This is a genomic window from Streptomyces sp. CG4, assembly GCF_041080655.1.
Taxonomy (GTDB): Bacteria; Actinomycetota; Actinomycetes; order Streptomycetales; family Streptomycetaceae; genus Streptomyces.
The window spans coordinates 3,965,700-3,979,154 of sequence record NZ_CP163525.1 but is presented as its reverse complement, the minus strand read 5'-3'; the positions used below and the strand labels follow the sequence as shown (position 1 = coordinate 3,979,154).

16 protein-coding genes are annotated in these 13,455 nt (G+C 68.0%); 10 read left to right on the top strand and 6 right to left on the bottom strand.

From position 1 onward, the window contains the following. Positions 1-65 precede the first annotated feature (65 nt). Positions 66-791: a Crp/Fnr family transcriptional regulator gene (locus AB5L52_RS18030; RefSeq protein WP_351030049.1), complete on the bottom strand. Its 726-nt coding sequence runs from the start codon at positions 789-791 to the stop codon at positions 66-68. A 456-nt stretch (positions 792-1,247) separates the two neighbouring features. On the opposite strand from AB5L52_RS18030, the gene rpsL reads away from it, so the two are divergent. From rpsL to tuf, 4 genes are all read left to right on the top strand, one after another. Then, entirely contained in the window at positions 1,248-1,619 is a 372-nt protein-coding gene (rpsL, locus tag AB5L52_RS18025) for a 30S ribosomal protein S12 (protein ID WP_003948652.1), read from the top strand. Between the two features lie 2 nt (positions 1,620-1,621). After that, positions 1,622-2,092: a 30S ribosomal protein S7 gene (gene rpsG, locus AB5L52_RS18020; protein ID WP_003992340.1), complete on the top strand. Its 471-nt coding sequence runs from the start codon at positions 1,622-1,624 to the stop codon at positions 2,090-2,092. A gap of 39 nt (positions 2,093-2,131) precedes the next feature. Further along, on the top strand, positions 2,132-4,258 hold the full coding sequence (gene fusA / locus AB5L52_RS18015; protein WP_351030048.1) for an elongation factor G: 2,127 nt from the start codon (positions 2,132-2,134) through the stop codon (positions 4,256-4,258). A 156-nt stretch (positions 4,259-4,414) separates the two neighbouring features. After that, complete coding sequence (tuf, locus tag AB5L52_RS18010; protein ID WP_351030046.1) at positions 4,415-5,608, top strand: elongation factor Tu; 1,194 nt, start codon at positions 4,415-4,417, stop codon at positions 5,606-5,608. Positions 5,609-5,686: 78 nt separating this feature from the next. Here the strand turns inward: tuf and AB5L52_RS18005 are convergent, their stop codons facing one another. From AB5L52_RS18005 to AB5L52_RS17995, 3 genes are all read right to left on the bottom strand, one after another. Continuing rightward, the gene (locus AB5L52_RS18005) at positions 5,687-6,277 is read right to left on the bottom strand and encodes a Uma2 family endonuclease (RefSeq protein ID WP_351766148.1); all 591 of its coding nucleotides are present in this window, start codon (positions 6,275-6,277) and stop codon (positions 5,687-5,689) included. 49 nt (positions 6,278-6,326) lie between these two features. Continuing rightward, complete coding sequence (locus tag AB5L52_RS18000; RefSeq protein ID WP_369364994.1) at positions 6,327-7,190, bottom strand: helix-turn-helix domain-containing protein; 864 nt, start codon at positions 7,188-7,190, stop codon at positions 6,327-6,329. A 197-nt stretch (positions 7,191-7,387) separates the two neighbouring features. Continuing rightward, on the bottom strand, positions 7,388-7,876 hold the full coding sequence (locus AB5L52_RS17995; protein ID WP_351575257.1) for an ATP-binding protein: 489 nt from the start codon (positions 7,874-7,876) through the stop codon (positions 7,388-7,390). Positions 7,877-8,013: 137 nt separating this feature from the next. Here AB5L52_RS17995 and AB5L52_RS17990 point away from each other — a divergent pair, with 137 nt between their 5' ends. Together AB5L52_RS17990 and AB5L52_RS17985 are read left to right on the top strand one after the other, a co-directional pair. Continuing rightward, a complete protein-coding gene (locus tag AB5L52_RS17990) occupies positions 8,014-8,859 on the top strand; it encodes a helix-turn-helix transcriptional regulator (protein ID WP_351766154.1) in 846 nt (281 codons plus the stop codon). Continuing rightward, positions 8,856-9,053 carry a DUF397 domain-containing protein gene (locus tag AB5L52_RS17985; RefSeq protein WP_351766156.1) on the top strand — a complete coding sequence of 66 codons (198 nt, stop codon included), beginning with the start codon at positions 8,856-8,858 and terminating at the stop codon, positions 9,051-9,053. The genes AB5L52_RS17990 and AB5L52_RS17985 overlap by 4 nt, the downstream gene beginning before the upstream one ends. A 5-nt stretch (positions 9,054-9,058) precedes the next feature. Here the strand turns inward: AB5L52_RS17985 and AB5L52_RS17980 are convergent, their stop codons facing one another. Both AB5L52_RS17980 and AB5L52_RS17975 read right to left on the bottom strand, forming a co-directional pair. After that, entirely contained in the window at positions 9,059-9,583 is a 525-nt protein-coding gene (locus AB5L52_RS17980) for a MepB family protein (protein ID WP_369364992.1), read from the bottom strand. 15 nt (positions 9,584-9,598) lie between these two features. Then, complete coding sequence (locus AB5L52_RS17975) at positions 9,599-10,855, bottom strand: MFS transporter (protein WP_369364991.1); 1,257 nt, start codon at positions 10,853-10,855, stop codon at positions 9,599-9,601. 522 nt (positions 10,856-11,377) lie between these two features. Between AB5L52_RS17975 and rpsJ the strand changes: the two genes are divergently transcribed. The 4 genes from rpsJ to rplW are packed head-to-tail and all read left to right on the top strand — an operon-like array spanning position 11,378 to position 13,428. Further along, positions 11,378-11,686 carry a 30S ribosomal protein S10 gene (gene rpsJ / locus AB5L52_RS17970; protein WP_003948644.1) on the top strand — a complete coding sequence of 103 codons (309 nt, stop codon included), beginning with the start codon at positions 11,378-11,380 and terminating at the stop codon, positions 11,684-11,686. 16 nt (positions 11,687-11,702) lie between these two features. Beyond that, positions 11,703-12,347, top strand: a complete 645-nt coding sequence (gene rplC, locus AB5L52_RS17965; protein WP_067045344.1) for a 50S ribosomal protein L3 — start codon at positions 11,703-11,705, stop codon at positions 12,345-12,347. A gap of 8 nt (positions 12,348-12,355) precedes the next feature. Then, complete coding sequence (gene rplD / locus AB5L52_RS17960; RefSeq protein ID WP_351030034.1) at positions 12,356-13,009, top strand: 50S ribosomal protein L4; 654 nt, start codon at positions 12,356-12,358, stop codon at positions 13,007-13,009. Beyond that, entirely contained in the window at positions 13,009-13,428 is a 420-nt protein-coding gene (gene rplW / locus AB5L52_RS17955; RefSeq protein WP_351030032.1) for a 50S ribosomal protein L23, read from the top strand. Before rplD ends, rplW begins: the two co-directional genes overlap by 1 nt. Positions 13,429-13,455: the final 27 nt, after the last annotated feature.

Here is a 13,455-nt window from a genome sequence, read left to right as displayed (position 1 = left end):
GTGACCGTGTGCACAGAAGGCGCCTCAGGCCAGGCAGGGCGCCGCAGGCACTTGGTGCGCGCCCTTCACCGCGGCGGCTGCACCCGCGCGATCGTGCGCAGCACGTCCGGCCGCACGATCACCAGCGCCCGGCGGCCGGTGCGGACCACGTCACGCTCCCGCAGCTCCTTCAGCAGCCGCTGCACCGCCTCGCGCGAGGCGCCCACCGAGCCCGCCAGTTCCTGCTTGCTCAGCGGGACGGACACCTCGATGCCCTCCGCGGTGCGGCGGCCGTGCGTGCGGGTCAGGTCCAGCAGCAGTACGGCGAGCCGCTCGCGCACGTTCATGGAGGCGAACTCCAGGCGGCGCCGGTCGGCCGCGCGGGTGCGGTCGGAGGTGAGGCCCAGCAGGGCCAGCGAGGCGGCGGGGGAGCGCCCGAGGAAGTCCCGGAACCGCTCGTGCTCCACGGCCAGCGAGCGCACCGGCTCCAGCGCGGTCACCGTGGCCGAGCGCGGCCGCCCGGTGAGCGCCGCCGACTCGCCGACGATGTCACCGGGGCCGCGCAGCGCGAGCAGTGCCTCATAGCCGTTGGCGGCCGCCGCGGTCACCTTGGTCCAGCCCGTGAGCAGAAAGATCACGTGCGAGGACGGGTCGTGCTGGTGGATCAGCACCGTGCGGGCGGTGAAGGCCAGCTCCCGGCCGAGCGCGAGCAGCGCCGCCCGGTCCTCGGCCTCCAGCCGCGCCAGGAACGGCACCCGGTCGTCCAGACCGCCGTCGTCCCGCGCATACGGCGTGGTCCACGTGCTCGTCATGCCGGCCCCCCGAATCGTTCACCCGCACCGGACGGATCAACGTACTGAAAGCGCACCGCTCCTCTCCCCGGCAAGAGTGGAAACCGGCCAGAAATGTCCGAAGAACGTCTGCGACCGCTCCGACCAGGGATGACGTGGCACTCGGGCGCCCTCTCGGCAGGCGCCGGACAACTGGGACCAAACCCGGCTTACGAGGTGAGAAGTCCGGCGTGTCGGGGGCCGCTCCATTTGTTTTGACCGAAGTCCGTGAGGTAGGTACGCTCAGACCTTGTGCCTGGGGTGTGCCCTGGCTCTCGTGCGTGCCTTCAAACCGCATTGCGAGCCTCGACCGGCCACCGTAATCTGCGCCCTTTTTGCCTGGCGGCAAAGGTCCGCGGGATTCGACACACCCGACCGCGTGGGTCGGCGACGTTCCAGGTTAGCTGTACCCATCGGCACACAGAAACCGGAGAAGTAGTGCCTACGATCCAGCAGCTGGTCCGCAAGGGCCGGCAGGACAAGGTCGAGAAGAACAAGACGCCCGCACTCGAGGGTTCCCCTCAGCGTCGTGGCGTCTGCACGCGTGTGTTCACGACCACCCCGAAGAAGCCGAACTCGGCCCTGCGTAAGGTCGCGCGTGTGCGTCTGACCAGCGGCATCGAGGTCACCGCTTACATTCCGGGTGAGGGACACAACCTGCAGGAGCACTCCATCGTGCTCGTGCGCGGCGGCCGTGTGAAGGACCTGCCGGGTGTTCGCTACAAGATCATCCGTGGCTCCCTCGACACCCAGGGTGTCAAGAACCGCAAGCAGGCCCGTTCCCGCTACGGCGCCAAGAAGGAGAAGTAAGAATGCCTCGTAAGGGCCCCGCCCCGAAGCGCCCGGTCATCATCGACCCGGTCTACGGTTCTCCTCTGGTCACGTCGCTCATCAACAAGGTGCTGCTGAACGGCAAGCGCTCCACCGCCGAGCGCATCGTCTACGGCGCCATGGAGGGTCTGCGTGAGAAGACGGGCAACGACCCGATCATCACGCTGAAGCGCGCGCTGGAGAACATCAAGCCGACCCTCGAGGTCAAGTCCCGCCGTGTCGGTGGTGCGACGTACCAGGTTCCGATCGAGGTCAAGCCCGGTCGTGCCAACACGCTCGCGCTGCGCTGGCTGGTCGGTTACTCCCGCGCCCGTCGCGAGAAGACCATGACCGAGCGTCTGCTCAACGAGCTTCTCGACGCTTCGAACGGCCTCGGTGCGGCCGTCAAGAAGCGCGAGGACACGCACAAGATGGCCGAGTCCAACAAGGCCTTCGCGCACTACCGCTGGTAGTCGCTACCCACATCGAGACCGAGAGAAGACTGAAGCCTTATGGCTACCACTTCACTTGACCTGGCCAAGGTCCGCAACATCGGGATCATGGCCCACATCGACGCGGGCAAGACGACCACCACCGAGCGGATCCTGTTCTACACCGGTGTGTCGTACAAGATCGGTGAGGTCCACGACGGCGCCGCCACCATGGACTGGATGGAGCAGGAGCAGGAGCGTGGCATCACGATCACCTCTGCTGCCACCACCTGTCACTGGCCGCTGGAAGACGTCGACCACACCATCAACATCATCGACACCCCGGGTCACGTCGACTTCACCGTCGAGGTGGAGCGCTCCCTGCGCGTGCTCGACGGTGCCGTGACGGTGTTCGACGGCGTCGCCGGCGTGGAGCCCCAGTCCGAGACGGTGTGGCGTCAGGCGGACCGCTACGGCGTGCCGCGTATCTGCTTCGTCAACAAGCTCGACCGCACGGGCGCCGAGTTCCACCGCTGCGTGGACATGATCTCGGACCGCCTGGGCGCGCAGCCGATCGTCATGCAGCTCCCGATCGGTGCCGAGGCCGACTTCAAGGGCGTCGTCGACCTGGTGACGATGAAGGCCCTGGTCTGGTCCGCCGAGGCCACCAAGGGCGAGATGTACGACGTCGTCGACATCCCGGACACGCACACCGAGGCTGCCGAGGAGTACCGCGGCAAGCTGCTGGAGGCCGTGGCCGAGAACGACGAAGAGATCATGGAGCTGTACCTGGAGGGCACCGAGCCCTCCGTGGAGCAGCTGTACGCCGCGATCCGTCGTATCACCATCGCGTCCGGCAAGTCCAAGGACACCACGGTCACCCCGGTGTTCTGCGGCACCGCGTTCAAGAACAAGGGCGTCCAGCCCCTGCTCGACGCGGTCGTGCGCTACCTGCCGTCCCCGGTCGACATCGAGGCCATCGAAGGCCACGACGTCAAGGACCCGGAGACGGTCGTCAAGCGCAAGCCGTCCGACGACGAGCCGCTGTCCGCGCTGGCGTTCAAGATCATGAGCGACCCGCACCTCGGCAAGCTCACCTTCGTCCGGGTCTACTCGGGCCGCCTGGAGTCCGGCTCTTCGGTGCTGAACTCCGTCAAGGGCAAGAAGGAGCGCATCGGCAAGATCTACCGCATGCACGCCAACAAGCGTGAGGAGATCGAGTCGGTGGGCGCCGGTGACATCGTCGCCGTCATGGGCCTGAAGCAGACCACCACCGGTGAGACGCTGTCCGACGACAAGAACCCGGTCATCCTGGAGTCCATGGACTTCCCGGCGCCGGTCATCCAGGTCGCCATCGAGCCCAAGTCGAAGGGTGACCAGGAGAAGCTGGGCGTCGCGATCCAGCGCCTGGCCGAGGAGGACCCGTCCTTCCAGGTCCACTCGGACGAGGAGACCGGCCAGACCATCATCGGTGGCATGGGCGAGCTGCACCTCGAGGTGCTGGTCGACCGTATGCGCCGTGAGTTCAAGGTCGAGGCCAACGTCGGCAAGCCGCAGGTCGCGTACCGCGAGACGATCCGCAAGGCCGTCGAGCGCGTGGACTACACCCACAAGAAGCAGACCGGTGGTACCGGTCAGTTCGCCAAGGTGCAGATCGCGATCGAGCCCATCGAGGGCGGCGACGCCTCGTACGAGTTCGTGAACAAGGTGACCGGTGGCCGCATCCCGAAGGAGTACATCCCTTCGGTGGACGCCGGTGCGCAGGAGGCCATGCAGTTCGGCATCCTCGCCGGCTACGAGATGACCGGCGTGCGCGTCATCCTGATCGACGGTGGCTACCACGAGGTGGACTCCTCCGAGCTCGCCTTCAAGATCGCCGGTTCGCAGGCCTTCAAGGAGGCCGCGCGCAAGGCTTCGCCCGTGCTCCTCGAGCCGATGATGGCCGTTGAGGTCACCACGCCCGAGGACTACATGGGTGAGGTCATCGGCGACATCAACTCCCGCCGTGGCCAGATCCAGGCCATGGAGGAGCGGGCTGGTGCCCGCGTCGTGAAGGGCCTCGTGCCCCTGTCGGAGATGTTCGGCTACGTCGGCGACCTCCGCAGCAAGACGTCGGGTCGCGCAAGCTACTCGATGCAGTTCGACTCCTACGCCGAGGTTCCGCGGAACGTCGCCGAGGAGATCATCGCGAAGGCCAAGGGCGAGTAACGCACCGCGTTCACACGCTTTAGGCTTGACTCCGGAGCCTCACGGGTCATTCATCCGCGTTCGTGGCTGAATGACCCGGGGCCCGGGACTTAACAGCAAAGATCACCTGGCGCCGACGAACCAAGGCGTACAGAACCACTCCACAGGAGGACCCCAGTGGCGAAGGCGAAGTTCGAGCGGACTAAGCCGCACGTCAACATCGGCACCATCGGTCACATCGACCACGGTAAGACGACCCTCACGGCCGCCATTACCAAGGTGCTGCACGACGCGTACCCGGACCTGAACGAGGCCACCCCGTTCGACAACATCGACAAGGCGCCCGAGGAGCGCCAGCGCGGTATCACCATCTCCATCGCGCACGTCGAGTACCAGACCGAGGCGCGTCACTACGCCCACGTCGACTGCCCGGGTCACGCGGACTACATCAAGAACATGATCACCGGTGCCGCCCAGATGGACGGCGCCATCCTGGTGGTCGCCGCCACCGACGGCCCGATGCCGCAGACCAAGGAGCACGTGCTCCTGGCCCGCCAGGTCGGCGTTCCGTACATCGTCGTCGCCCTGAACAAGGCCGACATGGTGGACGACGAGGAGATCCTGGAGCTCGTCGAGCTCGAGGTCCGTGAGCTCCTCTCCGAGTACGAGTTCCCGGGCGACGACGTTCCGGTCGTCAAGGTCTCCGCTCTGAAGGCCCTTGAGGGCGAGAAGGAGTGGGTGGACTCCGTCCTCAACCTGATGAACGCCGTCGACGAGTCGATCCCGCAGCCGGAGCGCGACGTCGACAAGCCGTTCCTCATGCCGATCGAGGACGTCTTCACGATCACCGGTCGTGGCACCGTCGTCACCGGTCGTATCGAGCGTGGTGTCCTCAAGGTCAACGAGACCGTCGACATCATCGGCATCAAGACCGAGAAGACCACCACCACGGTCACCGGCATCGAGATGTTCCGCAAGCTGCTCGACGAGGGCCAGGCCGGTGAGAACGTCGGTCTGCTGCTCCGCGGCATCAAGCGCGAGGACGTCGAGCGCGGCCAGGTCATCATCAAGCCGGGCTCGGTCACCCCGCACACCGAGTTCGAGGCGCAGGCCTACATCCTGTCCAAGGACGAGGGTGGCCGCCACACGCCGTTCTTCAACAACTACCGCCCGCAGTTCTACTTCCGTACGACGGACGTGACCGGCGTGGTGACCCTCCCCGAGGGCACCGAGATGGTCATGCCGGGTGACAACACCGAGATGTCGGTGGCGCTCATCCAGCCCGTCGCCATGGAGGAGGGCCTGAAGTTCGCCATCCGCGAGGGTGGCCGCACCGTGGGCGCCGGCCAGGTCACCAAGATCACCAAGTAAGCTCCGCTTGCTTGAGGGTCATCTGACCTAAGGGGAGGCCCGTACGACTCCGGTCGTACGGGCCTCTTCGGCGTTTTGTCACCCGTAGAGCGGTAGCCCCTCCGTCGAGATCGTCCAGTCGCCGATGGTGACGTCCTCGCCGTAGACGAAGTCCTTACGGGTGGCGTAGCGGGGGCCGGCCGGGGTGGAGTGGATGTCCGTGAAGACGGCGCCGGTGCCGGTGCGGGGGTCGAAGATGGCGTATACGGGGATGCCCATCAGGGGATAGTCGCGGATCTTGCCGACCCAGTCGTTGTCGGGGTTGGAGCGAGAGACGATCTCGACGGCGGCGATGAGTGTGCGGGGATCGAAGGAGCCATCACCCTCCATATCGGCCAGCGCGATCACCATCACGTCGGGGTGCCGCAAGATAGTCTCGGGTTCGTCCTCCACGTCGGGTTCGCCCGTGTGGGCCACGATCTCCTCCGGCATGACCTTCTCCAGGCGCTTCCGGAGATACAACGCGGTCAGCTCGTGTTGCTTCACGGGCGACATCATGTCGTGGACGAGTCCTTCCTTGGTGATCTCGAACTTGCCAGGGAGGGTGTCCTCCACGGACTGAACAAAGTCCCGCATGGCTCGATAGGCGTGGGAGGCGCCCTGCCGCGCGTCGTCCGGTGCGATGGTCATGGCGCTCGCTCCTCGTCTGTGCCCAGGGGCAAGGATCGTCGCTTTCATGCTAGGCGGCCTCCAGGAGATCGGTTCGGCAGTCGCGGCAGCGGCCGGGTCGGGGCGCCCGGAAGGCGCGGTCACAGCCGTCGCAGGTCTGGAGCGAGTGCCGTACGGGTGGCGGAGCGGCCGGTACGTGGAACGGCGGTGGGGGCGGCAGCTGCGTGGCCAGGCGGTGGGCCAGCAGGGCGGCGGGCCGGCGTAGCTCCTCGGGTGGCAGGTCGGTGGTCAGGGCCCGGCCTACGGCGGTGGGGCTGACGTCGCGTTCCAGCCAGGCCGCGACGCCAGGGGCCAGGTGAGCCGCGTCGATCTCGGAGAGCAGCAGGCGGGGGTCCTGACGGCGCAGGCCCGCGAGCAGGTCCGTGGCCGTCCGGAGGAGCGCGAGGGAGGGGCAGGCCGGGCGCGGTACCGCCGGGAGCGCCTTGCGCGGTGCGGGGATCTTCCGAGCCGTGGCCGCCCTGGGCCCGTGAGCGTCCCTCCGGCCGCCGGGCTGGTTGCAGGAGATGGTGTGGGTGACGATACGGCCGCCGGGGACGCGTTGGCGCTCGCGGCGCAGGTAGCCGTGGGCTTCCAGCTCGCGCAGCGCGGCGGCGATGCGGGTCGCGCCCTCGGGGAAACGGGCGGTGAGCGTCTTGATGTCGACGCGGGCGCCCTTCGGCAGCGACTGGATGTGGCAGGCCAGACCGATCGCGAGGAGGGAGAGGTCCGGATGCTGGGTGAGGTGGTTGCCGATCACCGTGAAACGGGTGGTGTGGCGGGTGTGGTCGTGGACGAGCCCGCCGGAGTGTGCGACTTCGGGGCCCCGGTTCGGGTGCTTGTTGCCCGCAACAGGGGGCTGGGCGTGCGGGGGCACGCTAGGGTGCTGGGTGTCCATCAGGAAGCTGCTTCTTCCTCGGTGGTCAGGCCCTCGCACTGGGATGCCAGTCCCGGCGAGGGCCGTCGCATGTCTGGGTTGTGTTGCGCTGAGCGTAAGACAGGCAACGGGCTGGAAATCCAGCTGAGTTGGCGATGTTCACCCGTGAGGGTGAGGTGGCGCCACGGGCGGGAGGGGTGGGGCTTGGTCGGGTTCTTTCACCCTCGTGTTCCTTGGGAAAGACCGCCTGGCGCACCGGAACACGGGCGGCCGCGTTCCGGCGCCGGGACGGTGATCTCGGCCCATACGGTCTTGCGCGGAGTCCGGCCCGACGCGACGCCCCAGCGATCGGCCAGCGCCTCCACGACGACCAGCCCCCGCCCCGAGTCGCCCTCCGCGGAGGGGAGTTGGATCCGGGGCAGGCGGTCACCGCGCGTGTCGGTCACCTCGATGCGGAGTGTGTCGCCGACGACGTAGAGCGTGAGGCGGAAACTCCTCCCGGGAACCCTGCCGTGGGTCGCGGCGTTGGCCGCCAGCTCGGCCACGATGTGCTGCGCCGCGTCCAACGGAAGCCCCCAGGTGCGGAGTTGTTCGGTGGCGAGTAGTCGGGCCAGGCGGGCGCCGCGAGGCGTGGGGGACAGGAGCACCGTGAAGTTGGGGATGGGGCTGGGGAGTTCGGCCGGGGGCGCGGCGGTTTCCTGATTCATGTCACTCAGCGTGTCGGAGCCTGCTTCCCTGGGTGAGCGACAAGGCCCTTACGGCCGGTGACTGTCCCGTCTTTGTCTCGGCTGTCTCGGCTGTCTCAGGCGTTGTACGGGTACGACTGCGCGGCGAAGGAGGAGCCATGGGCGAGGGTGTGGACGAGGCGGGTTGGGATGTCGAGCCGGGCGACGAGATCGAGCCGGTGGTTCAGGCGGTGGGGCGACTGCTCAGGGTGTGCCGGGAGGCGGCCGGGCTGACGGTGTCCGAGCTGGCCGAGGCCATGGGGTACGGCGAGGACATGATCCGCAAGATCGAGCGGGGCGCCCGCATCCCCCGACCGGAGTTCCTGGACAGGGCGGACCAGCTCCTGAGGGCGCAGGGGCATCTGCGGGCGTTCATGGAGGACATGAAGAGGGCCCGGTATCCGAAGAAGGTGCGGGAGCTGGCGGACTTGGAGGCGCGGGCGGTGGAGATGCTGGCGTACGGCAACCACAACATCCATGGCTTGCTTCAGACGCCGGAGTACGCGCGCACGCTGTTCGAGATGACGCAGCCCGCACTCACCGAAGACGTCGTGGAGCGGGAGACCTCCGCACGTATGGCTCGCAAGGCCGTCTTTGAACGCGAGCCGGCCCCGACGCTCAGTTTCGTCCTGGAGCAGGTGACTCTCGAACGTCCCTACGGTGGGAAGATGGTGTTGCGCCGACAGCTCGAACACCTCTTGGAGGTAGCGAAGTTGCGGAACGTCACGCTTCAGGTCATGCCGACCGGCCGGGAGGAACACGCCGGAACGCAGGGCGAGATCCGGGTGTTGAAGTTCGCCGATGGCACGTCGATCGGACGTTCCGACGGTGCGTTCAACGGCCGTCCGGTCTCAAGCCCAAAGGATCTTCGGATCCTTGAACTGCGCTATGGCATTATCCGGGCGCAGGCTCTCACGCCGAGGGAGTCGCAAGCCTTCATCGAGCGAGCACTGGGGAGACTATGAGCACCGCCGAACTCCACTGGTTCAAGAGCAGCTACAGCGACAGCGGTGAGCCCGGCTCCTGCCTCGAAGTCGCCCCCACCCCCACCACCATCCACATCCGCGACTCCAAGAACACCGAAGGCCCCCGCCTCGCCGTCACTCCGACGGCCTGGGCCGACTTCCTGCCGTACGCGACCGAGACTCCCCGTCCCTGAGGGCCCTACGGGTGGTAGAGGGCGTGGGCGCGCGTCAGGTCTGCACGCGCGTCCTCGCCGAGGTGCAGGAAGTAGTTCGCCTGCCATGCCTGCGTGCTGTGTGCCTGGCGATTCGTCGTGGTCACCCAGGGCGGGTAGACGCGGAATCCTCGCTTCCCGGCGGAGCCGTTCCGTGACATGATCCCGCGCTCGCACAGCACCTCGCGCGAGAACACGAACTGTCCGAAGTGGTCGTTGTCGCGGCTGCTGATCACGACGAGGTCAACCCCGTCGTCGGCATCGAAGGGCCTGATCGGACCCTCCGGGGACCGCTGCCACACGGTGACGAACTGGCCCACCTTCGTCGGGGTCGTCTTGGCCACGCGGAACCTGACAGGGAGCCCGTCGAGCGTGAATCGGTGAGCCGCGTACTCGGCGCTCTCCGGTTCGGGCACCGGCTGCGAGCAGGCAAAGCCGCACGGGTCGTACACCTGTGACTTCGCTGCCAGGAGGTCGCAGTGGAGCCCCGACCACGGCTGATTCGCCATCATCCCCTCATCCTGCCATCACGCCCGCCACCCGCTGCGGGGTGATCCTCGCCGACGGCCGACACCCCACACCAGCAGGGCCAGGGTCAGCAGCGCGGCCCCTGTCGCCGGGACGGCACCCCACCCGCCGAACCGGTACGCGGTGATGCCGAGGGCGGAGCCCGCCGCGCCGCCGAGGTAGTACGACGTCATGTAGACCGAGGCGATCCGGGCCCGGGGGTGGTCCGGAAGGCCGTAGACCACGCTCATGTTGAGCAGCTGGACGCCGTGGACGGCGGCGTCCAGCACCAGCACCCCGGCCACCAGCCAGGCCAGGCTGCTGCCGCCCGGCCACATCGCGGCGAACGCGGCCACACCGAGGAGGAGCAGCACGCCGGTGGCCACGCCCTGGCGGCCGGTGTCGGCGAGCCGGCCCGTCGCCTTGGCCGCGATCGCGCCCGCCGCGCCCACCAGCGCGAACAGCCCGATCGCGGAGGCATCCCAGCCGTAGTGCGGGCCGGCCAGCAGGAACGCCGAGGTCGCCCAGAAGGCACTGAAGGCTGCGAAGCAGCACGCCCCGATCAGTGAGCGCCGACGCAGAACCGGCTCCGCAGCCGCCAGCCGTAGCGTGGCGGCGAGCTGGGCGCCGTAGCCGATCGGCACGTCCGGAGGTGACGACGGCAGCACCCGGACGAGGAACAGGGCCACGGCCGCCAGCGTCCCGGCCGCGGCCAGGAACACCGCCCGCCAGCCGAACGCCCCGCCGACCAGGCCGGCCGCGGTGCGGGAGAACAGGATGCCGAGCAGGACGCCGGTGAGCAGGGTGCCCATCGCCCGGCCGCGCTCCTCGGCGGGGACGACGGAGGCCGCGTACGGGATGAGGACCTGCACGACGACCGCCCCGGCGCCCACGGCCGCGCCTCCGGCCAGCAGCACCCACAGCGAGGGGGCCGACCCCGACAGGAGCATTCCGGCGCCGGCCGTGCCGAGCAGGATCCCGACCAGGCGGCGGCGCGCCACGATGTCGCCGAGTGGCACGATCAGCAGCAGGCCCAGCGTGTAACCGGCCTGGGTGGTGGTCACCAGCATCCCGGTCGCGGACGGGGAGGCGTCGTAGGAGTCCGCGATCCGGGGGAGCAGGGGTTGGCAGTAGTAGAGGCAGGCGGCGATCAGGCCGCAGGCCGCCGCCAGGAGGCCGATCAGGCGTGGGTGCGGCGGGGCCGGTATCGCGGCCCGGTCGGCCGGCTGCGGCGACCGGCCGGGGTCTGCCCTATCGGCCGGGGCGGGAATCGTCATGACAGGGACGCTAGGCAGCTCCTGGCCCCATCCCAAGATCCAATTCCGCGCACCGGGAGAGGTCCATTCCGCGCCGTGGCTCGCATCGACCGCGGCCCCGGTTTGACCTACGTCACCCTGGGGGTATTCTCTCCGGCTCGATTGGCGGAGGCCCCGCCGTATATGGCAGACTGTCGGAGTTGCTCGGTCGAGTGTTGATGCTGCGCGCCTCCCGCCGGGAGGACCGGAAGCGAGTCCCACAGTACTCGTCGTCCTAACTGCCCTCGGGCAGCACTGGGGCGGACGTACGGGAATCTTCCGGGAAGTGTGAGCGCGGCACCGGCCAGGCGCCCGGTGGGCCCGAGGTCCCCGGTCCGCGGTTCCGGAAGGGCCGTCGCATTTCCCGGCAGGGATGTTCGAACAAGGGACATCTGTGTCAGCGAGAGCGCGACACGCCCGACCGCGTGGGTCGGAGAAGCGAAGGCAGCAGAAGGAATCCGCCGGGTTCCAGAGCGTTAGAAGAGACAGGACTACTGAGTAGCCATGGCGGGACAGAAGATCCGCATCCGGCTCAAGGCCTACGACCACGAGGTCATCGACTCCTCGGCGAAGAAGATCGTCGAGACGGTGACCCGCACTGGTGCGTCGGTCGCGGGCCCGGTGCCGCTGCCCACTGAGAAGAACGTGTACTGCGTCATCAAGTCGCCGCACAAGTACAAGGACTCGCGCGAGCACTTCGAGATGCGCACGCACAAGCGCCTGATCGACATTCTCGACCCGACCCCCAAGACCGTTGACTCTCTGATGCGACTCGACCTCCCGGCCGGTGTCGACATCGAGATCAAGCTCTGAGGCTGGTGGGCTGAGAATGGCTAAGCAGATCAAGGGCATCCTGGGCGAGAAGCTCGGCATGACGCAGGTGTGGGACGAGAACAACCGTGTTGTTCCGGTCACCGTCGTCAAGGCCGGCCCCAACGTCGTGACCCAGGTCCGTACCAACGACGTCGACGGCTACGAGTCGGTCCAGATCGCCTTCGGCGAGATCGACCCGCGCAAGGTGAACAAGCCCCTCAAGGGCCACTTCGCCAAGGCCGACGTCACCCCCCGTCGTCACCTCGTCGAGATCCGGACGGCCGATGCCGCCGAGTACACGCTCGGTCAGGAAATCACCGCCGAGGTCTTCGAGGCCGGCGTGAAGGTCGACGTCACCGGCAAGAGCAAGGGCAAGGGCTTCGCCGGTGTCATGAAGCGCCACAACTTCCGTGGCCTCGGCGCCGGACACGGCACCCAGCGCAAGCACCGCTCTCCCGGTTCCATCGGTGGCTGCGCCACCCCGGGCCGTGTGTTCAAGGGCCTCCGCATGGCGGGTCGCATGGGCAACGAGCGGGTCACCACCCAGAACCTGACCGTCCACGCCGTTGACGCGGAGAAGGGTCTGCTGCTCATCAAGGGCGCGGTTCCCGGTCCGAACGGCGGCCTCGTCCTGGTCCGCACCGCGGCCAAGGGGGCCTGAGGTAACCGATGAGCACTGTTGACATCCTTTCGCCGGCTGGCGACAAGGCCGGTTCCGTCGAGCTCCCCGCGGAGATCTTCGACGCCAAGGTCAGCGTTCCGCTGATCCACCAGGTCGTCGTCGCGCAGCTGGCCGCTGCCCGTCAGGGCACGCACAAGACGAAGACCCGTGGCGAGGTCCGTGGTGGCGGCAAGAAGCCGTACCGCCAGAAGGGCACCGGTCGCGCCCGTCAGGGTTCGACCCGCGCGCCGCAGTTCGCCGGTGGTGGCGTCGTGCACGGCCCGCAGCCGCGTGACTACTCGCAGCGCACCCCGAAGAAGATGAAGGCCGCCGCCCTGCGCGGTGCCCTCACCGACCGGGCGCGTCACAACCGCATCCACGTCGTCTCCGGCGTGGTCGAGGGCGAGACCCCCAGCACCAAGGCCGCCAAGTCGCTGTTCGGCAAGATCTCGGAGCGCAAGAACCTGCTCCTGGTCGTCGACCGCGCCGACGAGGCCGCGTGGCTGTCCGCCCGCAACCTGCCCCAGGTCCACATCCTGGAGCCGGGCCAGCTGAACACGTACGACGTTCTCGTCTCGGACGACGTGGTCTTCACCCAGGCCGCTTTCGAGTCCTTCGTGTCCGGCCCGAAGGCCACCGACACCGAAGGGAGCGAGGTCTGATGGCCATCCGTCACCCCGCTATCGCCTCGAAGGCCGCCAAGGCCGCCAAGGCCGCGCGCGTCGCCAAGGCGCGTCGTCACGCCGCCGAGGGCAAGAACACCGTCGAGACGCCGCTGAGCAAGTCCTTCACGGACCCCCGTGACGTGCTGCTCAAGCCGGTCGTCTCCGAGAAGAGCTACGCGCTCCTCGACGACAACAAGTACACGTTCGTCGTCGCCCCGGGCGCCAACAAGACCCAGATCAAGCAGGCCGTCCAGGCGGTCTTCGACGTCAAGGTCACCGGGGTCAACACGATCAACCGCCAGGGCAAGCGCAAGCGCACGAAGACCGGTTTCGGTCAGCGTGCCGGCAGCAAGCGCGCGATCGTGACCCTCGCCGAGGGCGACCGTATCGACATCTTCGGCGGTCCGACCGCCTAAGGGCGGTCCGGATCGTCCGATATCGGA